General features: G+C 37.8%; 17 protein-coding genes. 4 read left to right on the forward strand and 13 right to left on the reverse strand.

Annotated features, from left to right (window positions below; all coding sequences use genetic code 11):
- Positions 1-66 precede the first annotated feature (66 nt).
- The 12 genes from mnmG to DWW52_RS08975 form a co-directional block, all read right to left on the reverse strand.
- Positions 67-1950 carry a tRNA uridine-5-carboxymethylaminomethyl(34) synthesis enzyme MnmG gene (gene mnmG / locus DWW52_RS08920; protein WP_118715142.1) on the reverse strand — a complete coding sequence of 628 codons (1884 nt, stop codon included), beginning with the start codon at positions 1948-1950 and terminating at the stop codon, positions 67-69.
- Positions 1951-1952: 2 nt separating this feature from the next.
- Positions 1953-2381, reverse strand: coding sequence for an rRNA maturation RNase YbeY (ybeY, locus tag DWW52_RS08925; RefSeq protein WP_118715143.1), 429 nt, complete (start codon positions 2379-2381; stop codon positions 1953-1955).
- Between the two features lie 6 nt (positions 2382-2387).
- Entirely contained in the window at positions 2388-2786 is a 399-nt protein-coding gene (locus tag DWW52_RS08930; RefSeq protein ID WP_118715144.1) for an ATP-binding protein, read from the reverse strand.
- A gap of 191 nt (positions 2787-2977) precedes the next feature.
- Positions 2978-4168 carry a murein hydrolase activator EnvC gene (locus DWW52_RS08935; protein WP_118715145.1) on the reverse strand — a complete coding sequence of 397 codons (1191 nt, stop codon included), beginning with the start codon at positions 4166-4168 and terminating at the stop codon, positions 2978-2980.
- Position 4169: 1 nt separating this feature from the next.
- Positions 4170-5024 (reverse strand): DUF4292 domain-containing protein, encoded by an 855-nt coding sequence (locus DWW52_RS08940; protein WP_118715146.1) that lies wholly within the window; start codon positions 5022-5024, stop codon positions 4170-4172.
- The gene (locus DWW52_RS08945) at positions 5014-6750 is read right to left on the reverse strand and encodes a tetratricopeptide repeat protein (protein ID WP_233556790.1); all 1737 of its coding nucleotides are present in this window, start codon (positions 6748-6750) and stop codon (positions 5014-5016) included. Before DWW52_RS08945 ends, DWW52_RS08940 begins: the two co-directional genes overlap by 11 nt.
- Positions 6751-6760: 10 nt before the next feature.
- Positions 6761-7195: a dUTP diphosphatase gene (gene dut / locus DWW52_RS08950; RefSeq protein WP_118715148.1), complete on the reverse strand. Its 435-nt coding sequence runs from the start codon at positions 7193-7195 to the stop codon at positions 6761-6763.
- Positions 7196-7259: 64 nt separating this feature from the next.
- Positions 7260-8741: a lipopolysaccharide biosynthesis protein gene (locus tag DWW52_RS08955; RefSeq protein WP_118715149.1), complete on the reverse strand. Its 1482-nt coding sequence runs from the start codon at positions 8739-8741 to the stop codon at positions 7260-7262.
- Positions 8742-9306: 565 nt separating this feature from the next.
- Complete coding sequence (gene rfaE2, locus DWW52_RS08960) at positions 9307-9801, reverse strand: D-glycero-beta-D-manno-heptose 1-phosphate adenylyltransferase (protein ID WP_233556792.1); 495 nt, start codon at positions 9799-9801, stop codon at positions 9307-9309.
- Position 9802: 1 nt separating this feature from the next.
- Positions 9803-10153, reverse strand: coding sequence for an aspartate 1-decarboxylase (gene panD / locus DWW52_RS08965; RefSeq protein ID WP_118715150.1), 351 nt, complete (start codon positions 10151-10153; stop codon positions 9803-9805).
- Between the two features lie 23 nt (positions 10154-10176).
- Positions 10177-11016, reverse strand: coding sequence for a pantoate--beta-alanine ligase (gene panC, locus DWW52_RS08970; RefSeq protein WP_118715151.1), 840 nt, complete (start codon positions 11014-11016; stop codon positions 10177-10179).
- Positions 11017-11100: 84 nt separating this feature from the next.
- A complete protein-coding gene (locus DWW52_RS08975; RefSeq protein WP_118715152.1) occupies positions 11101-11580 on the reverse strand; it encodes an arginine repressor in 480 nt (159 codons plus the stop codon).
- Positions 11581-12056: 476 nt separating this feature from the next.
- On the opposite strand from DWW52_RS08975, the gene carA reads away from it, so the two are divergent.
- Together carA and carB are read left to right on the forward strand one after the other, a co-directional pair.
- Positions 12057-13145 carry a glutamine-hydrolyzing carbamoyl-phosphate synthase small subunit gene (gene carA, locus DWW52_RS08980; RefSeq protein WP_118715153.1) on the forward strand — a complete coding sequence of 363 codons (1089 nt, stop codon included), beginning with the start codon at positions 12057-12059 and terminating at the stop codon, positions 13143-13145.
- A gap of 22 nt (positions 13146-13167) precedes the next feature.
- Complete coding sequence (carB, locus tag DWW52_RS08985; RefSeq protein WP_118715154.1) at positions 13168-16377, forward strand: carbamoyl-phosphate synthase (glutamine-hydrolyzing) large subunit; 3210 nt, start codon at positions 13168-13170, stop codon at positions 16375-16377.
- 160 nt (positions 16378-16537) lie between these two features.
- Here the strand turns inward: carB and DWW52_RS08990 are convergent, their stop codons facing one another.
- On the reverse strand, positions 16538-17305 hold the full coding sequence (locus tag DWW52_RS08990) for an RNA polymerase sigma factor (RefSeq protein WP_118715155.1): 768 nt from the start codon (positions 17303-17305) through the stop codon (positions 16538-16540).
- Between DWW52_RS08990 and DWW52_RS08995 the strand changes: the two genes are divergently transcribed.
- Entirely contained in the window at positions 17241-18404 is a 1164-nt protein-coding gene (locus tag DWW52_RS08995) for a FecR family protein (RefSeq protein ID WP_118715156.1), read from the forward strand. The genes DWW52_RS08990 and DWW52_RS08995 overlap by 65 nt on opposite strands.
- A 124-nt stretch (positions 18405-18528) precedes the next feature.
- On the forward strand, positions 18529-21957 hold the full coding sequence (locus tag DWW52_RS09000; RefSeq protein ID WP_118715157.1) for a TonB-dependent receptor: 3429 nt from the start codon (positions 18529-18531) through the stop codon (positions 21955-21957).
- Position 21958: the final 1 nt, after the last annotated feature.

Raw genomic sequence — 21958 nt, forward strand, 5'->3', positions numbered from 1 at the left:
TTTCACTAGTATCATTTCAAAAGTGCCCTTCGCACCATTTTCAATGTTCCACGTGAAACATCTCCCCTATCGACCTAGTAAAATTAATAAAACATTAATATCAGAAGGCGATACTCCAGTAATACGTGAAGCCTGTCCAATTGTTTTCGGATTAATTTTTGTCAACTTCTGTCGAGCTTCATAAGAGAGAGAATTTATTTCCATGTAATTAAATTTATTCGCAATAACTAAATTTTCTAACCGATTCAATTTATCGGCAATCAATTTTTCTCTCTCAATATATCCGGAATATTTTATTAATACTTCAGCCGCTTCGATAATTTCTTCCCGCAAATTATTATCAAATACAAATTCTTTTAAAGAAGGAATCGCATCAACAATTTTAGGAATAGTCACCTGCGGTCTTGAAATAATATCGATCAATTTCAATTTTTGACGAATCGGTGAAGATTCCAGTTTTTCTAAAAGCGGATTAATCTCTTCAGGAGAAATACTAAAATTAGTAACAAAATCAATTAATCTATCTCTCTTTAAAATTTTATCTTCATACACCGCAAAGCGATTTTCTTTCACAAGTCCCAAAGAATACCCTAAAGGAGTTAATCGTGCATCCGCATCATCTTGTCGTAATAAAATTCGATATTCTGCACGAGAAGTAAACATACGATAAGGTTCATCCACCCCCTTTGTTACTAAATCGTCTATCAAAACTCCAATATATGCCTGATCGCGATTTAATACAAAATCTCTATTTTCATGAAGTGAAAGATGTGCATTTATACCGGCCATCAATCCTTGAGCAGCCGCTTCCTCATACCCGGTAGTTCCGTTAATCTGTCCAGCAAAATAAAGCCCCTTGATCAATTTCGTTTCTAAAGAGGGATATAATTGTGTCGGTTGAAAAAAGTCATATTCGATAGCATAACCCGGTCGGAAAATTTTTACATTTTCAAAACCTTCTACTTCACGCAAAGCCCGCAACTGAATATCCCAAGGCAAAGAAGAGGAAAAACCATTCAAATAATATTCAGTAGTTCTCTCCCCTTCCGGTTCCAAGAAAAGATGATGACTATCCCGATCCGAAAATGTATCCAACTTAGTTTCTATACTTGGACAATAACGCGGTCCAATACTTTTTATTGTACCGTTAAAAAGAGGACTATCATCAAAACCTTCTCTCAATATATCGTGAACGCATTTATTCGTGTAGGCAATATAACAAGGTCTTTTCTCAAGTGAATTCGTATACGCGAAGCTCAGAAAAGAGAATTTATGGAAATCATTATCTCCATCCTGACGTGTTAATTTTGAAAAATCAATACTCCGCCCGTCAATACGAACCGGAGTACCCGTTTTCATCCGACCTACCGTAAAACCGTATTCTCTCAATTGCTCGGATAAACCGTAAGTGGCAGGTTCTGAAATTCTCCCTCCGGGAAAACTTACCCGACCGATATGCATCAGACCATTTAAAAAAGTACCGTTAGTCAAAACAACCCGTTGTGCCGAAAAAGAGATTCCCAAACGAGTTTTCACCCCAACAACTTTATCTTTATCTAAAAGAAGTTCAAGAACATCATCCTGCCAAAGATCCAAATTATCGGTATGCTCTACCCTATCCCGCCATTCGGAAGAAAAAATCATCCGATCGCATTGAGCCCTGGGGCTCCACATAGCCGGCCCTTTAGAAAGGTTTAGCATCCGAAATTGAATCGTACTATGATCCGTCACGATACCGGAACCCCCACCCAGTGCATCTATTTCTCTGACAATCTGTCCTTTAGCTATACCACCCATAGCAGGATTACAAGACATTTGTGCAATCTTGTTCATATCCAAGGTGATAAGTAACGTCTTTGACCCCAAATTAGCGGCAGCGCAAGCCGCTTCACAACCCGCATGACCGGCTCCCACTACAATAACATCATATTCCGGCAGTAATTGTGACATAACTAGAGCGTTTTAAGCAATCCTAAGCAATAATTTTCATTCAAACGCATAACTCTCGCATCCTCGTCTGTTTTATCTTTATAACCTATTAAATGAAGCACCGAATGAACAATTACTCGATGTAATTCATCTTCATAAGTAGTATTAAATTCTAAAGCATTGGATTGAACTGTATCAAGACTAATAAAAACATCACCGGACAAAATTTTGCCCTCCCTGTAATCAAAAGTAATTACATCGGTATAATAATCATGATTCAAATACTTCCTGTTTACATCCAGTATATATTCATCATTACAAAAAATAAAAGAAATCGTGCCTAACCCAAATGAATAATCATCTGCAACAACTTGTAACCATTGTTTCACTCTTTCTTCATTAAAAAAATCAGGAATATCGCATTCCTCATTATAAAAAAGAAGTTCGCTCATTATATATTATAAATTGAAAACCATGGTCACCTGTGATCCTCCGTCTTCAAAAATCAAATCGTCAGAAAGCGTTTTCATTAAATAAAGACCACGCCCCGCATCTTTTTCTATATTATCCGGTAACGTAGGATCCGGGATATAAGAATAATCAAAACCCTCTCCCTGGTCCTTTACAGTCACAAACAAGCGCTTTTCTTCTTCATAAACCGAAAACTTAACATGCTTTGAAGAATCCAACTTATTTCCGTAAAGAATAGCATTATTAACGGCTTCAATAACACATAAACTAATCTTGCCGAACACATCCGGTTCAACATTGTAAACATCCGAGAAATAATCGATAAAGTTCTCAACTTTAACGATATTACCAATTTCTGAGGCAATCGAAAACTCTAATTTGTCCATCGCTTTTCAAATAATTTATATCGCACTTAGCAATCATGACCAAGTCTTTTTACTTATAAATATACTTACTATTTTCGCAGCTATAAAAAGCAGTACTCCCACAATTTACCGTCTAGCGAATGTAAGTAAAATATTTTTAAATACCAACCACCAATAAAGTATATTATTAATCTTGTAAAAATATTCATAATTTACCATGGCGTTAACCACAATTGTGGATTCAAATTGTCTTTATCCTTCCATACCTGAAAATTTAACGTACTATTATTACCACTACTTACAGCTAATCTACCAATTTTTTGTTTCACATTCACGGTGTCCCCCTTTTTAATAAAGATTTCCACCAAATTCGAATACACTGTCAGATAATTACCATGCCGCACAATTACAACGTTATTATCCCCTGGAATAAACATTATTTCCGTCACCACACCTTTAAACACCGCTCTAACATCGGCATTACGAGATGTAGTAATGGTAATTCCCGCATTATCTAACTTAACCTGTTTAAAAACCGGATGTACATTTACCCCGAATTTCTCCGAAACAAATCCCTGTTCCACAGGCCAAGGTAGCTTCCCTTTATTTTTAGCGAAATCATCGGAAATAAGTTTCTCTTCTGGTGTTAATTTATACGTAGAATTTTTACTTCCAGATTTTTTAGTCTGAGCAGCAATAAGTTTCTCTAATTCTTTTTTAAACCGTTCCCTGTTCTTTATTTCAATATTCAACTTACGAAGAAGTTCTTTTTCCTTTTTCTTTAAATCCGATATAGATTTATTTGCCTCGTTCTGCTCCTTGATCAACTGATTATTCTGGGACGTTATCTTAGACTGGGTGGCACTCTTTTGAGCCATCAACTTATTCAATTGATTATTAATGACAGTCAATGAATCATTAGTTTGCTCTATCAACTGAATTTGACGTTTGGAGTAATCCTGAACCTGTTCAAAATATTTATAACGGGCGTAAGCCTCGGCAAAACTAGAAGAAGAAAATATATAAATCAATTTATCCGACTCGTTTCTTTTTTTCCAAGTCTCGTAAACCATTTTAGAATAAAAATCCAACATACGTTGTTTATCCGACTCCAATCCTGATTTTATCACTTCATTTTCATTAATCTGACTCTCAATATACCTCACTTCATTCGTGAGAGATTCGATCATCTCTTTTCCCTTAACAATTTTTTGATTAATGATCGTGACTTTTTGTACGGTAGCCGATCTGTCATTACGGGCATTCTCTAGCAATTTATTCAAATAGGCAATTTCTTTCTCTGTCTTTTCATTCTTCTTTTTTATCGCATCAATCGATTGCGAATAAGAACATGCAAAAGAAAACAAGAAAATAAATACCAATATGTTGCGAAAAACACCCATGCTAATACATTCTTTTATATTTACTCGATATCTTGAAATTAGATGAAACTTCCACGTCAAATTCTAAACGATCGAAATTCAACTCCACTTCCCAATTAACCGTATCCGAAAAAGCTTTAAATACTATTTTTCCCGGAAATAGATGACCGTCAAAATCTTTTATTTTCTTGTATTGCACGCTCATTCCTACATTTTCTTCCAAATCTTCAATAGACACGGCATTTGGACGGAAACAATCCGGATTGATATGTATCTTTTGCAATACTAGAGAAAATTCTTTATTCTTTTTCCGTTTCTTATATAACTTCCTTAATTTTCTCCCTAAGGCTTTCTCCTCTAAAGTATACAAAACATAGTCACTATCTGTCTTGTCTAACTTATAGCGTCTACCTCTATCTACTTCCGTGGTACATGATTCAAAATCAAAGAACTGATTCGTAAGAATCCTTTGAAAACAATCAAAAGTTAGTCCTACATCAAAACGCTCTGCGAAATAACTATAATCCGAAATAAAATATTTCTTTTCCCTTGGACTTACAAATTTCACGCTATCGGGAGTCAATAACAACCTAGCCACATCCACTCCCAAAGGACCACTAACAGAAACCCAAATAAAACTATCTCGTTGTATTCTTAAAATAGCCTTCAAGTCATGGGAAGTTTTGTTATCCTTCAATGTTAAATCAACTTTCTTAGCGTATATTGTATTATATTCCAATTCATTGGAATTTATATTCTTGAATAATTTTCCTTCTGTTATATTCGGTAAATCCCTGTGATTTTCAACCACATGCTTCACAGACTTACACGACACCAAAGACAACAAAACCAATAAAACTACAAAACTACTTCTCATGATCTACCGATAAACCATTCTCTATCTTATTCTTTAAATCACCACAATCTTCATCACCCAACTCCAATGCTTTCTGCCACATTTTAACAGCTTCTTCCTTCTCACCATTCATATACAAAATATCGCCATAATGCTCGTATAAAACACCACTCGGATTCTTATCATTCTCTATCGCCGAACGAATATAAAATTTGGCCAGAGAATAATTCTTACGTTTAAATAATACCCAAGCGTAAGTATCCAGAAATGTCGAGTTATTCGGATCAGCACTAATCGCTATTGAAATCATTTTTTCAGCTTTATCCAAATGCTCGTCACGTAAAGAAAGATAATAACTATAATTATTCAACGTCATTATATCACCCGGATTTATCAATAAAGTGCTATCAAACATAGCGAAAGCCTCTTTTACATTCCCCTGTTTATAATAAGCCTCTCCCAAATAAGCAAATAACTGAGCTTTAATAGGTGAATTATCCGGAGCTAAAGCAAGTCCCTGTTTAAGATAATCCATTGCCTTAGTGTAATCGTTACGTATCAACAAAGGCAAACTGATCATGACATACGGCAACGGTTCGTTAGGAAAATAATTCAAACATTCCAACCCGCCATTATACATAGCAGCCGTGTCCTCCAACTGGTTATACATCATTAACAACTCTTCCCAAACCAGATAATTGTTCTTCTCTTTTGAAATAAGAAATTCCAATTCACCCCTACATTCTTCCAATCTATTCGTCCGTTTCAGAAAATCGGCATTCAAAGTTCTGACAGCTATATCATCGTGATATTTATCCAATAAAAGCTGAAGATAAGAGTAAATATGATCCAGTGAAAGATTCAATTCATTCTGGTTAACCAACAATTTCAACAAATATTGAACTTTCAACCCATTGTCTACCTTGTCATTCAATAAAGCTGAATGAATATATTTCTCGGTATTGAGCGTATCATTCTTCGTTCGATAATAATCAGCTAAATAAAGTTGAACAAAACCATTATTCGGATCTTGTTTTACAATCTTATTCAACAATTGAAGTCCCTTTTTCTCTTGATCATGTGATAAATACAATTCAGCCAATAAACCTAAATAATCCGTCTTTTCCGGGTATTTTTTCACGAGTTTCATAATCTCGGCCGAAGCATTCTTCACATTATCCAGTTTAGAATATAATTTAGCTTTCTCTATAATAACAGGTTCACTCACTCCAAACTGCTTCTCATAACGATTCAACACGTCTATCGCTTTCTCCCACTTCTCAACTGAAGAATACAAATCAGTTTCAATGATATAGAAATCTTCCCTGTCAGGATGCAACTTAATCAGATTGTCATATATTTTACAGGCCTCTTCAACCATTGATTTTTTCTGTAAAATATTAGCCAATAATAAATTATACCATATATTCATCGGTTCCAATTCCACCGCTTCCCGCATGAGTTGTAAAGGAAGATTATAATCATTACCAAGTGCTAGAATACTGGATAACTCGTAACGTACCGCCGCACTCTGGTTGTAAATCTTCATACATTGGTCAAAGTAAGCGATAGCCGACTTCAAATCCCCCAATATTTTACAACGAACACCTTCCATGAAAGCATAATCGAATTGTACTTTAGCTTCTCCTTCCAAAGTAGATACTACTGCTTTCTTCTTATCAGCAAAGACCTCAACGGTACATAAAAGCAATAAAATAATAAATAATGATCGACCTAGTTTAGTCATTATAAACGATTTATTGTTTACCCGTGTGACCGAAACCTCCTCCCCCTCTTTCAGTTTCATTCAACGTTTCAACCTCTATTAATTCCGCTTGTTCCACTTTATTTATCACCATTTGGCATATTCTATCCCCGTCATTGATCTGGGTTACTTCATGAGATAAATTCACCAGAATCACCCCGATCTCTCCCCTATAATCTGCATCAATCGTTCCCGGAGTATTCAGTAAAGTAATACCCTCGTTTAAAGCCAAACCACTTCTCGGACGCATCTGGGCCTCGTAACCATCAGGCAGTTCTATAAATAACCCTGTCGGAACAAGTTTTCTTTCCAACGATTTCAACATGATAGGTTCATCAATATTTGCCCGTATATCCATACCAGCAGACGATTTTGTCTTATATTCCGGAAGCGCATGCTTCGACTTGTTCACGATTTTAATCTTCATTTTTACTCTAAATTTGTGTGTTAATCACGCCATTACCTGCGTTTCATAAATTGCGCTAAGATAGCTATTTTTTATGAATTAACCCGTACATGAAACCTTTTGTCAATAAAAAACTCATCTCTCTTCTCACAAAAATATACACGAAGAGTACAAATAACGGTAAACGTGCTAAACAAGTTACCAAATTGTTATCAAATTTTATGTATCGACCGACAAAATAGAATAATAAACAAATCACAAAATAGAAAATGATCTTCGGTATATCGTAATTGATCTTATAAAAATGTCTTCCGAGGATAAATGATATAATTGTCATCACCAAAAAACAAGCGAATACTGAATAAGCGGAAGCCATGAAACCGATCTTCGGCAAGAATATGACATTTCCCGCAATCGTGATCACGCAGCCGATAATAGCCATATAAGCCCCGTATATCGTTTTATCCGTCAATTTATACCACAAGGATAAAGAATAATAAATTCCCTGGAACAAATTAGCCATAAGCACCCAAGGTAATATAACTAATCCGCTAAAGAATTCTTTATCCAGAAAATATTTCAACAGGTCCAGAAAATACATCACCCCTAGAAAAATCATTAATCCAAACCCAGTAAAATAAAGTAAAACATCCTCATATACTTTCTTTGAATCATTATTTTTGGCATAATTGAAAAAGAATGGTTCAAAAGCAAAACGAAAACCTTGCGTAAAAATATACATGATTAAAGCCAACTTATAACTAGCTCCATAAATACCAGTAATTGCCAAAGATGCTTCTCCTTCTCCCAATATTTTAGGCATCAATATTTTATCTCCTTGCAAATTTATAATACCAGCGACACTCACAATCAATATCGGATAAGAATAGTTCAGGATTTCTTTCAACAAAGAGAATGAGAAAATAAATTTAAACCTAAAGATATAGGGTAATAACATTAAAAACGTAAAAGTAGAAGCTATTAAATAGGAAACAAATATATAAACAACTCCCCCGTCAACCTGGTAAAAAGGAACTGAAATTCCTCTCTTTTCCAAAAAAGGACAGAGTAAATAGAAAAATAGATTCAGTCCTACATTAATCAATATATTCACAAACTTAATTACTCCAAAACGAAGTGCTTTACCCTCCATTCTCAATAAAGCGAATGGCAAAGTACTAATCACGTCTATAAAGATCGTTACAATCAATAAAACGAAGTAAATCGGGTGGTTTCCTATTTCAAGAAAATTGACTATTTGAGGAAGAAAAGAAAAAGAGAGTATTAAAAATATTGTAGACGTAAAAAGTAACGAACTAAGTAAGGTAGAAAAAACTTTATCTTTATTCTCTTTAGTTGCAAAGCGGAAGAACCCCGTTTCTGTTCCATAAGTCAACAATACAACTAATAAAGCAACATATCCCATTAAATTAGTAGATATCCCATTATCAACAGGTGAAAGTACCCTAGTATATAGTGGCACTAGCAACCAATTAATAAATCGTCCAAGTATCGTTGAAAAACCATAAATCACGGTTTCTCCCATAAGTTTCTTCAAAGGATTCATATATGCTCTCTTTTTATTACATGTGATTTATCTGACAAAAGTAACAAGTTCCAAACAACAATATCATATATATATTATCTTTTATTTTTTTAAAAAGAAATATGAGTATAATGATAGGCTGTGAGTTCTTGGTATAAAAATAATAGGATTCGTTTGTTTTAATCGTTATTCTATATAAAGAGAGGGGTTATTCACAAGTTATAAAGTTATTAATTATTGATAATGAGATTCTTTTTTTAGTTATCCACAATTGTTAGTAAAATGGACTTTGAAAAAGTATCCTGTGAAATTCATGAGAATTGATGTTAGTATTTTGTAGAAATGAATTGGAATAATTTGAACAACTATTCTTGCATTTTTTAATTCAATTATTACTTGAATTTGAAATTGAGAAATCAAAATAAAGTTATTCTTTTTAGTTCTTTTTTAATTCACAATGATTACACGAGATACTAACAGTTACTAACAATTGAAAATGGAGAATTGATAATTGAAAATTATTTGGGTATGGATAAAAAAAATAGGGAACTTTTGTTCCCTATTTATCTATTATATAAGGTTTTCCTTATTTCATTTTTTCTATGGTGGAAGTGGTTGAATAACCTTCTATAAAGTCAATCGTGACTACCTCTCCCCCTTTGTTTTTGACGATGTTATAACCGACAATATCCTCAGGTTTATAATCACCTCCTTTTACTAACACGTCCGGTTGAATGAATTCAATCAGATCACGAGGAGTATCCGTATCAAAAAGAATTACTTCATCCACAAATATCAGAGAAGCTAACAATAACGCACGGGCTTTTTCATCATTCACGGGTCTGGAATCACCTTTTAACCGTTTTACAGAAGCATCCGTGTTTAACCCGATGATTAATTTGGTACCTAGGGATCGGGCTTTTGCCAGGTATTCGATATGTCCTTTATGAAGAATATCAAAACAACCGTTCGTGAAAACAATTTTGTCATTCTTAAATTTCCACAAGTTTAAGATATTTGATGCTTCTTCTGCCGAGTAGGCGATTTTTTTCTCGATAAATGGTAAATAGTCCATGTTCATGTCAGATAAGTTTGTTAGTAGCTGTGTCTGGGAAAACGAGTGTTGGTTTGTGTGATTTAGCTTCCTCGAAATCCATGGAAGCATACGAGATGATAATAACAACATCACCCACGGCACATTTGCGTGCTGCCGGACCGTTCAAGCAAATAATACCTGAATTTCGTTCACCTTTGATGATATAGGTTTCGAATCTCTCACCATTATTAATATTCACGATCTGAACTTTTTCGTTTTCGATCATATTTGCCGCTTCTAACAAAGCTTCATCAATGGTGATACTACCTACATACTGAAGATTGGCTTCAGTAACGGTTACTTTATGAAGTTTAGATTTTACTACTTCTATAAACATCTTTGCGTTAGTTTGATATACGTTTAAAATACAATATTATCAATTAATCGGATTTTTCCGGCATGAACCGCTATACATCCGACCTTTACGTTGTTCTCTTTCCAATCCTGAATGGGCTTTAATTCCGTGTCATCCACGATTTCAAAGTATTCGGTTTCCAAATAGGGGTTTTTATTGATTTCGTCTACTACCCATTTTTTCAATTCTTCCACGTTCATTTGGAAAGTCAAGCGGGTAGCCTCGTCCAGTACTTTATGGATATGCGGGGCATTTTTCCGGTATTCCGGTTCGAGTAAGGTATTCCGGGAACTCATCGCAAGTCCGTCACTTTCGCGAATAATAGGACAGGGAACGATTTCCAGGTTGTAATGCAATTGTTTTACCATATTTTTGATGACGGCCACCTGCTGAAAATCTTTCATACCGAAATAGGCCCGGTGTGGTTGAACTGCATCAAATAATTTGCTTACTATTTGTCCTACCCCGTTGAAATGTCCCGGGCGTTTTGCTCCTTCCATAACGCTTTCCACGTATCCGAAATTAAAGACACGAGTATCTTCTTCCGGATACATTTCTTCCACACTGGGAGCAAATACGTAGTCGCATCCATTTTTTTCGAGTAAAGCGACATCTTTATCCAGAGTACGGGGATAACGTTTCAGATCTTCTTTATCATTAAACTGCGTCGGGTTGACAAATACGCTGACAACAGCTATATCATTTTCTTGCTTACATGCTTTCACGAGGGATATATGTCCTTCGTGCAGTGCACCCATCGTAGGTACTAAACCCACCGTTTTCCCTTCACTTTTCAACTTCTCGACAACGGTGCTTAATTCCGTTTTCTTAGTTATAATATTCATGCTTATATTCTTGAAAATACGGGGTGCAAGTTTACAAACTATTTTCGATATAACGCAAAATTGAAAGTTGAAAATTCAAAATGATTATTTAAATAGTGAATGAATATTGGCGTGTATAGACGAGAGAGCGTCCAGCAACTCGTTGTGGGAAACGCCTTCGCGCATCACTATAAGAACCGTATCATCTCCCCCGATAGTACCCAATACTTCAAAATAATTTTCATTATCAATAAGTACAGTCACAGCTTTTGCGTATCCCGGAAGAGTTTTCATTACAGCGATATTACCGGAGAAATCGATGCTTGATATAGCGTCTGTCACTATGGTAGAAGCTTTTTCATCGGCTTGCTCGTTCTGAATACTGTCCGGAATGATATATATGTAGCCTTTATCTTTATGAGGTATTTTAGCCACTCTCATAAATTTGAGGTCGCGTGATAATGTACTTTGTGTCGCTTCTACGTTTAACTCTTTCAGTCTGAATAATAATTCTTCCTGCGAACATATTTGTTCGTTTTCAATAAGCTTTCGAATGGCCAACAGGCGTTTCGTTTTATTTCTCATAGATGTTTATATTACACCTCACAAAGTTAGGGAAAATTGTTCTATATTCAATGAGGCTATAAAATATAAATGTTGACCGTTTTATGTCTGGCCTTCTATTATTATTCGAGAGTAATCGAGCCGTGGCCTATGGTTGGGCTATCCTTTCTCTTGATCAAGAACGTAACAACTACACATCACCAACATAGCATAGACACACATTTGGGTTTATGTTACGTTGGTGTCGTGTAGGGATTTCCTTATTGTTCCAGTGAAGCGATTGAGAAGAGATAGCCGAGGTAGATCTTATCTCAAAGAATATTTCATATAAACTTGGGTTTGGATGAAATTTAGACAGGCTCTTAAAGGATTAATTATCTTTGGGAAAACCTTAGTATTACTTTTAATATATTTTTCTCATAAATATGCTTTGTAAATTCATATATTCGCCATATTTTTGCATAAAATTTAATTTATAGTTGACTGATTGAATAAATATGCATGAATTAAAGAAAGCCCGTTTGGTTTTAGAGGACGGGACAGTTTACGAGGGAACTTCCTTTGGTTACGAGAAATCGGTGTCCGGGGAAGTTGTTTTTTATACGGCAATGACCGGTTATCCGGAGAGTCTTACAGATCCTTCCTATAAGGGACAGATATTGGTCCCGACCTATCCCATGATCGGGAATTACGGAGTCCCGGTAGATGACGAGCGAGACGGGATATCGAAGTTCTTCGAATCGGACAAAATCCACTGTAAGGCACTGGTCATTTCGGATTACTCTTCCCAGTATAGTCATTGGAATTCACAAAAAAGTCTCGGAGATTGGTTAAAAGAACAACAGATTCCGGGGCTTTTTGGTATAGATACCCGGGCATTAACTCAGAAATTGAGGGATAGTGGTGCTATGTTAGGTAAGATTCTGTTTGACGAGGAAGACGTGCCTTTTTATGACCCGAATAAAGATAACATTGTTGCCGAGGTTTCCACTAAGAGAGTTATGGAATATGGAAACGGGAAGTATAAAGTTGTCCTTGTAGACTGCGGTGTGAAGAATAATATCTTGCGATGCTTGTTAAAACGGGATGTGACGGTGAAACGGGTACCTTGGAATTATGATTTCACGAAGGAAAAATTTGATGGAATTTTCCTTTCGAACGGGCCGGGTGATCCTTCTCTTTGTGTGGAAACAATAGAACATATCCGGAAGGCATTGAAGGGAAACACGCCTATCATGGGTATTTGTTTGGGCAATCAACTAATGGCACGAGCAGCCGGAGCTTCGACCTACAAGCTTAAATACGGGCATAGAAGCCATAATCAACCCGTGATGAATCCGGGAGGAACCCGTTGTTATATCACCTCTCAAAATCATGGATTTGCGATTGATGAAAATACACTTCCTGCTGATTGGGAGCCGCTTTTCGTGAATGTGAATGACGGTACGAATGAAGGTATTCGCCATAAAAAGAAACCTTTCTTTTCAGCTCAGTTTCACCCAGAAGCGTCAAGTGGTCCGGTAGACACGGAGTTTTTGTTCGATAATTTTATTGAAGCGATGAAATTATCCAATAAATCAGTTTAGAATTTAAAATTTAGAATTTGAAATGAAGATAAAAAAGGTTTTGCTATTAGGGTCAGGGGCATTAAAGATAGGGGAAGCCGGGGAATTTGATTATTCCGGTTCGCAAGCATTAAAGGCTCTTCGGGAAGAGGGGATTTATAGTGTGTTGATAAACCCGAATATTGCCACGGTACAAACATCCGAGGGGGTAGCTGATAAGATATATTATTTGCCTGTCACGCCGGAATTCGTGGAGCAAGTAATCGAAAAAGAACGTCCTGAAGGAATTTTACTCTCTTTCGGGGGACAGACAGCGTTGAATTGTGGGGTGGCTCTATATAAATCGGGAGTATTGAAAAAATATAATGTACAGGTGTTAGGTACGCCTGTACAAGCGATTATCGACACGGAAGACCGGGAGATATTCGCGGGTAAATTGGCCGAAATAGATGTCAAAACGCCAAGAAGTATTGCGGCCAGTAATATGGAAGAAGCGTTTGCCGCAGTCGATAAACTGGGATTTCCGGTAATTATTCGAGCAGCATATACTTTGGGAGGTTTGGGTTCCGGTTTCTGTTCTAACAAAGAGGAATTGGAAAGATTGGCTGGTAGTGCTTTTTCTTACTCTCCTCAGGTTTTGGTAGAAGAATCGTTGAAAGGCTGGAAAGAAGTTGAATATGAAGTAGTAAGAGATAAGTATGATAATTGCATCACGGTTTGCAACATGGAAAACTTCGATCCGCTGGGGATTCATACCGGAGAAAGTATCGTCGTGGCTCCTTCACAGACATTAAGTAATAGCGAGTATCATAAATTGAGATCAATAGCCATAAAGATTATCCGTCATATCGGGATCGTGGGAGAGTGTAACGTGCAATATGCCTTGGACCCGAATTCAGAGGATTACCGGGTGATCGAGGTGAATGCCCGTCTCTCTCGTTCCAGCGCGTTGGCATCCAAGGCAACTGGCTATCCATTGGCTTTTGTTGCCGCGAAGTTAGGTATGGGATATGGTCTACACGAGATCAAGAATTCGGTAACTAAGGTAACGACAGCTTGTTTTGAACCGGCACTGGATTATGTGGTATGTAAAATACCGCGTTGGGATTTGAATAAATTCGAGGGGGTTTCCAAGGTGATCGGTTCTTCCATGAAGAGTGTGGGAGAGATTATGGCGATCGGGCGTTCTTTCGAGGAAGCGATTCAGAAAGGTATCCGGATGATCGGGCAGGGAATGCACGGGTTCGTGGGGAATATTCTAAAAGCGAAAGATATTGACGAGGAACTGGAGAACCCAACGGATGCCCGGATATTTGCCATAGCGGATGCTTTTGATAAGGGGTATAGCGTGGAGAAAATTCATGACTTGACTAAAATAGACCTTTGGTTCTTACAGCGTTTGGAGAATATCCACTTGTTGAAAGAAGAATTACTGAAATTCGATAAAGAAACGGATGTAAGCGAGTGCCTCTTACGGAAGGCAAAACAATATGGATTTTCGGATTTTCAGATCGGACGGTTGACCGTGAAAAATGCTTCGTTGTCACATCACGAGAAGATGTTGCGAATACGGGAATATCGGAAAAAATTGGGAATACTTCCTTGTGTGAAACAGATTGATACGTTGGCAGGTGAATATCCGGCCATGACGAATTATTTGTATGTTACATACAACGGGACAGAAAATGACGTGAAATACGAGCATGACGGACGTTCCGTGATCGTGTTGGGTTCCGGGGCTTATCGTATCGGTAGTAGCGTGGAATTTGATTGGTGTGGAGTAAGTGCTTTGAATACGATTCGAAAAGCCGGTTATCGTTCAGTCATGATCAATTATAATCCTGAAACGGTGAGTACGGATTATGATACTTGTGACCGTCTCTATTTTGATGAACTATCTTTCGAGCGGGTAATGGATATTGTTGAATTGGAGGAACCGAAAGGAGTGATTGTTTCCACGGGAGGACAGATCCCGAATAACTTGGCCATGCGGTTGTACGGACAGCATGTGAATATACTGGGAACTTCTCCCGAATCTATTGACCGAGCAGAAGATCGTCAGAAATTTTCTACCATGTGTGACGAGTTGGGTATTGATCAGCCACGCTGGAGTGAATTAACAAGTATAGAGGACATTTATCGTTTCGTGGATACCGTGGGCTTCCCCGTGTTAATTCGTCCTTCTTACGTGCTCTCAGGGGCTGCAATGAATGTGGTATCGAATAAAGATGAATTGTTGCATTTTCTGGAACTGGCAGCAGAGGTTTCGAAGGATCATCCGGTTGTCGTGTCCGAGTTTATCGAGCAGGCCAAAGAGGTGGAGATTGATGCCGTGGCGCAGGAAGGCGAAATTAAGGCTTACGCGATCAGCGAACACGTTGAATTCGCTGGAGTTCATTCGGGGGATGCCACGATTGTGTTTCCAGCACAGAAACTTTATGTGGAGACGATTCGCCGGATCAAGAAGATTGCCCGTTCTATTGCGAAAGAGTTGAATATATCGGGTCCTTTCAACATGCAATTCTTGGCAAAAGATAACGATATTAAGGTGATCGAGTGTAATTTACGGGCTTCGAGAAGTTTTCCTTTCGTGTCAAAAGTATTAAAATATAATTTTATTGACATGGCTACCCGGATTATGCTGGGTGAAAAGGTGGAGGCTTTGAATAAGTCGGTATTCGATTTGGATTACGTGGGAGTAAAGGCTTCACAATTCTCTTTCGCCCGGCTTTTAAAGGCCGATCCGGTGTTGGGTGTGGATATGGCGTCTACGGGGGAAGTGGGTTGTATCGGGGAAAATTATTACGAGGCGATACTGAAGAGTATGCTTTCTGTGGGACATCGTATCCCGAAGAAAAATATACTGATCTCTTCTGGTCCGACTCGCTCTAAAGTGGAATTAATCAATTCAACCCGGATGTTGATAGAAAAGGGATATAACATTTACTGCACGGAAGGAACGGCCAAGTTCTTTAAAGAGAATAATATTGATACTAAAATTCTTTACTGGCCGGATGAAGATAAGGAACCGAATATCATGGAATATTTGCATGACCGGAAAATTGATCTGGTTATCAATATCCCGAAAAACCACACGAAAAGGGAGTTGGATAATGGTTATAAAATCCGTCGTGCTGCCGTGGACTATAACATCCCGCTGATCACGAATGCCCGTTTGGCTAGTGCCTTTATTTACGCTATTTGTAAAGTTGATCCCACGGAGATTGCGATCAAGAGTTGGGATGAATACTAGAAAGTTAAAAGTTTAACAACAGTGTAAAGTTGTTTCTGTGTAGTTAAGAATCTCATGAGTGTTTTTAGTATGAAAAGGGACTGTCTGTCAGGAGAGTCCCTTTTCATGATTAAAATTGTCTTTTGGGATTTTATAGTTATTGAATCATGTGATTTTAGGACTACTGCATCATGTAAAAATCTATGAGAAGGTAAAAGAAAAGGAGATCGGTCGGGACATGAAGTGTTTTGTCCATGTCGGATCTGATTTTGGTATAGGCTTTTTTGATGTTTTTATGAATTTGGGAATAAGTTACGTTTAATTCGTCGGATATTTCCGAATATTCTTTTCCTTCCAATTTCATTTTTATAATCTGTTTTTGCAAATCCGATAAGTTTTCCATGCTTAGGTTCAATCGTATCAACAGATCGTCGTATGTTGTGTCGTATTCAGATGTCGTACTGAAAATCAAGGATTCAAAGTATTTCAAATTGTTACGGTCGATTACGTTTTTATGCCTGAGAAAACTGATACAACGGTTTTTCGTCATGGCTAAAAGATAATGTTTCGTGTTTGTTTCTTCCGGCAGCGTTTTATATTTCTCGAAAAAATTGATAAAAACATCCTGAACCAGATCTTGCGCTTCATCTGAGTCCATAATATAGTGGTAAGCAAAGTTATATATATCACTATAATAGCATTTGAAAATGTTTTCAAATTCTCTTTCGGACATTTTTAATGTTATTAAATTCCTTATTTTCTGACAATATGAGCAGAACAAATATATGAGATTATATTTTAAATGGAAAAAAATAAAAAAAAAATGACAGAAGGGGGACCCATTTTTCGAGATATGCGTCTTTTGTATAAAAAGATATAATTTTATGCAGGTAGATTGGAGTAAATTATTTTCGTATATAAACAAGGGTGCGGATAGGGACACGATCATAGAGGTCGAGAATTGGAGGAAGAAAGATGTTCGAAATGAAGATTTTTACCGGCGGGTATGTGACTATTATAAGAATAGTCCGACTCACAACGAGTCTTTTTCCGAGGAACAGTTAACGGAATTCTACTCGAAGATGCAGAAGAGTAGAAAACGTAAAAATCAGCGTGTTTTATGGCGTCGGATGACAGTTGCGGCATCAGTGATATTGTTGCTTTCGTTGGGTACCTGGTTGTATTATGATACGAATATTTTTGAAGAAAAGAAGATGCAGGTTGCCATGTCCGGTTATAATAATACTGAATCGGTGATTGTGGTAACTGGTGACGGGAATAAATTTACCATGGGACAATTGAATCCGAAAGTAGCTCGGCAGGTTTCCGAAAATAAGTTAGCTTATTCGGTATCTGATTCTGTCGAGACATTGGATACGGCGAAAATAGAAAAACAAATTCAGTATCACACGATTATTGTACCGAGAGGAAAAACTTTTGAAGTTGTTCTGTCGGACGGGACTTTTGTATTGCTTAGTCCATCAAGTGAATTGACCTATCCGGTGCAATTTGATGCTTCTTTTACACGTGAAGTGACTCTTCAGGGAGAAGCTTATTTTGAAGTAACAAAATCTTCTAATCGTTTCGTGGTAAACACGAATCATATGAAATTGCAGGTATACGGAACTACCTTCAATGTCCTTTCGCGGAATGATTCACCCGATGAGGCTGTTTTGTTGGAGGGAGTTGTTGGAATCACTCCTACAAACTCGTTAAACGGGAAAGAGACGGTGCTTCGTCCCGGAGACAAATCTTCCGTGGATCAATCGGGACTGGTTTCGGTCGTGCAATCGGATTTGGCGGAATATATTGCGAAACGCAACGGTTATATTCTTTTTAACGGGAAGACAATAAAGGAAATTATTCACACCCTTGAATTGTACTACGATGTTGATTTTATAACCAAAAATACAGTTTTGGATAAAAAGGAATATGTGTTTTCTGTGAAACAGGATGTATCGCTTCGTGATGCATTAAATATGATAGAGGGCGTTTCGGATGTCAAATTTGTAATTGACGGGAAGGAGGTGAAAATAACGTCAAGATAAAGTAATCCTTTAAAAATAAACAAGATGCCCATGTATTTATGAGCATCCTGGAGTTAAATTAATGGTTCAGATATTTTCGACACATATGAACCGATTAATTACATTAAATATTTAAAACAAAGTTATGAAAAAAAATTTACTATTTCACAATGGTGGTGGTTCTTTCTGTAAGTTGTGCCTTGTGGTATGTTTGCTGTTAGGATTTACGAATGTCCATGCTCAAGATGTTACTTCTAAAAGAGTTACGCTTGATCAGAGGAATACTCCATTAATTGATGTATTATTAGAGATTCAGAAACAAACGGGAGTTAACTTTGCCTATGAGAAGGCACAATTGGAACAATTTAAGCCGGTAACAATCAAAGTTCAACAAACAACCTTAAAAGAGGTGTTGGATGTAATTTTTAAAGATTCGGGTTTTACTTACAAGATCACGGGGAATAATATAGCTATTGTCCGGCAACAAGAAGTAAAGAGTACACCGATGAGTACAATTAGTGGTAAGGTTACTGATGATAAGGGAAATCCTATTCCTGGGGCAACTGTAATTATTCATGGAACGACTCAAGGTGTTGCTACTGATATAGATGGTAAATACACGCTTACCGTGAGGCCGGATGATATATTACAAATTTCTTTCATCGGTTATAAAACGGAAACAGTGCCGGTTAAAGGGAAAACACGGCTAAATATAGCGTTAAACCCCACGGCGGAAAATATAGAAGAAGTGACTGTCGTGGCTTTCGGAACACAGAAGAAAGAAAGCGTAGTATCAGCGATCTCTACCGTTCGCCCGATGGATTTGAAATCTTCAAGCAGTGATTTGACAACGAGTTTTGCCGGTCGAATCCCCGGTATGATTGCTTGGCAGACAGGAGGTATCCCGGGAGCGTTGACGGAAGAGGAGATGAACACGAAATTTTATATCCGTGGTATTACTTCTTTTCAAACGGGAGCGAATATAGATCCGTTGATATTGATTGACGGGGTAGAATCTTCCAAACTGGATTTGTCGCGTATAGCTCCAGAAGATATTGAAACTTTTTCCGTGTTGAAGGATGCATCAGCCACGGCCATGTACGGTGCGCGTGGTGCGAATGGCGTAATTATGGTGACCACGAAGAAAGGAGAAGAAGGAAGTGTTTATGCTTCAGCTCGCTACGAGGCTGTTTTTTCTATGCCAACGAAAGAGATTGACGTGGTAGATCCGATTACGTATATGAGAATGTATAATCAGGCTGGAGTCGGACGTGGTCAGTTATCAACACCCAAGTATAGCGAGGAAGTCATTAATCGTACGGCTTCCGGTAAATATCCTTCCTGGGTTTACCCGGCGAATGACTGGTATAATCTCATGTTTAAAAATTATAATGTGAATCACCACGCTGGGATTAGTATTCGCGGAGGATCAAAAGTGATTCAGTATTATACTTCCGTGAATTACGTCCGGGATATGGGTATGCTGAAGACGGATAAATTGAATGATTTTGATTGTAATATTTCGAATAATCAAACATCATTCCGTGCGAATTTAAATATTGACTTGAAAGCCGGTATTAAATTATTGATCAATTCATCGGCAACGTTAGATAAATACCATGGTCCATTAACCAATATGACTGCAGCCTATGGTTTGGCTTTTGCGGCTTCTCCAGTGGATTTCGCTCCTCTCTATCCGGGGGATAGTTATTATAATTGGCCGCATTTACGCTTCGGAACAACGGAAGCTAGTGCAACCAATCCATACATGTTGTTGCACCAAGGATATACGGAAAGAACGCGTTATTCGACAAGTAACCGGGCTGAATATATTCATAATTTGTCATCGTTGCTTAAAGGGCTTGAATTGCGGGCAAGCGTATCCTGGGTTCAATCCGGTTATTATACTACCTCTTTCGCGACTAGTCCTTACAAATACAGTTTGCTGAATTATGATTTTGAAAAAGGAACGCATACCTTGCGTGCCATAAATCCTGAATACTCTGTTCGTACTTTGTCGGTCAGTGATAACTCTTCAACAACACAAACGCAGGTAACTTATGAAGCTCGTCTCTTGCATACGGCCGCTTGGAAAGATCACCAGACTTCATTGACCGGGGTATTTCAAATGCAGGAGAAGACGTTCACCCCGATTCAAAGTGTTCTGAACGGTATGCCTCAACGAAATTTGACATTCTCTATGCGTGGTAGTTACGGATACAAAGACCGTTATTTTATTGAAGGTAGCTTCGGGTATAACGGATCGGAGCGTTTTGCCGAAGATAATCGAATGGGATTTTTCCCGGCTGGGGGGGTGGCTTGGGTGGCTTCGAGTGAGCCTTTCATGCAATCCATTTCAAAATGGCTTTCCTATTTGAAATTCAGGGCATCTTATGGTCAGGTCGGTAATGACGGTATCGTGTCAACCCCGCGTTTCGTATTCTTACCGACAATAGAAAGAGCGTCAACCAAATATCAAGATCCACAACCGGGCGGTGGAATGAATTATTACCGTTATCTTATTTCCGCTTACACCAACAATGACATTCAATGGGAAATTGCCGAGCAGCTTAATTTCGGAGTGGAGACCAAAATGTTCGGTGGAATTTTGGAATTTACGTTGGATGCATTTCAGGAAATACGCCATAATGTGATCGGTACGAGAACTACGCTTCCTTCTTCAGCCGGAGTGGAGATTGCTCCTTTGGATAATATCGGAAAGTCTCGTATGAGAGGAATCGATTTTTCAGGAAAAATACAACATGCTTTTTCAAAAGATCTTTGGATGATTTTGAATGGGACATTAACGTATAGTAAATCGGTTTACAAAGAAATCGAAGAGGCTACGGGTAAACCCGATTGGCAACGCATGAAAGGACAGGAAATATCCCAACAAATCGGTTATATCGCCGAGGGGTTGTTTCGTGATCAGGCAGAGATTGATAACTCCCCGACCCAGGGTGGGGACGTGATGCCCGGAGATATACGTTACCGGGATTTGAACGGAGATGGAGTGATTAACGTGGAGGATGCCACCCATATCGGTTTTCCGGAAACTCCACGATTGATTTACGGGTTCCAAGGATTTTTCAACTACAAAAATTTGGAATTTAATATCGCCTTCCAAGGATCGGGTAAACGTTCGTTCTTCATAGATCCCAAAAAAATCTCTCCATTTTCCGGGAATAATGCCATGTTACAAAAAATTTGTGATTCGCATTGGTCAGAAGATAACATGAGTAGCAGACCTTTTTGGCCGCGCCTTTCAACAAAGAATATTATAGCACATAATCCTCAAGAGGATTGGTATAATTCCAATAATGCGGAAGTACGCAAGAGTACTTATTTCATGCGGGAATGTTCGTTTTTGCGTTGCACGCAAATGGAACTGGCATATAACCTGCCCCAGACGTTGATGAATAAGTGGAAATTGCAATACGTGAAACTTTTTGTTCGGGCTAACAATCCGTTTATGATTTCAAATTTCAAAGTTTGGGATGTGGAGCTAGGAGAGAATGGATTTAATTATCCGATACAAAAGAGTTATACAGCTGGTTTAACATTTAGTTTCTGAT

The sequence above is a fragment of the Odoribacter sp. AF15-53 genome (assembly GCF_003479425.1).
GTDB lineage: Bacteria > Bacteroidota > Bacteroidia > Bacteroidales > Marinifilaceae > Butyricimonas.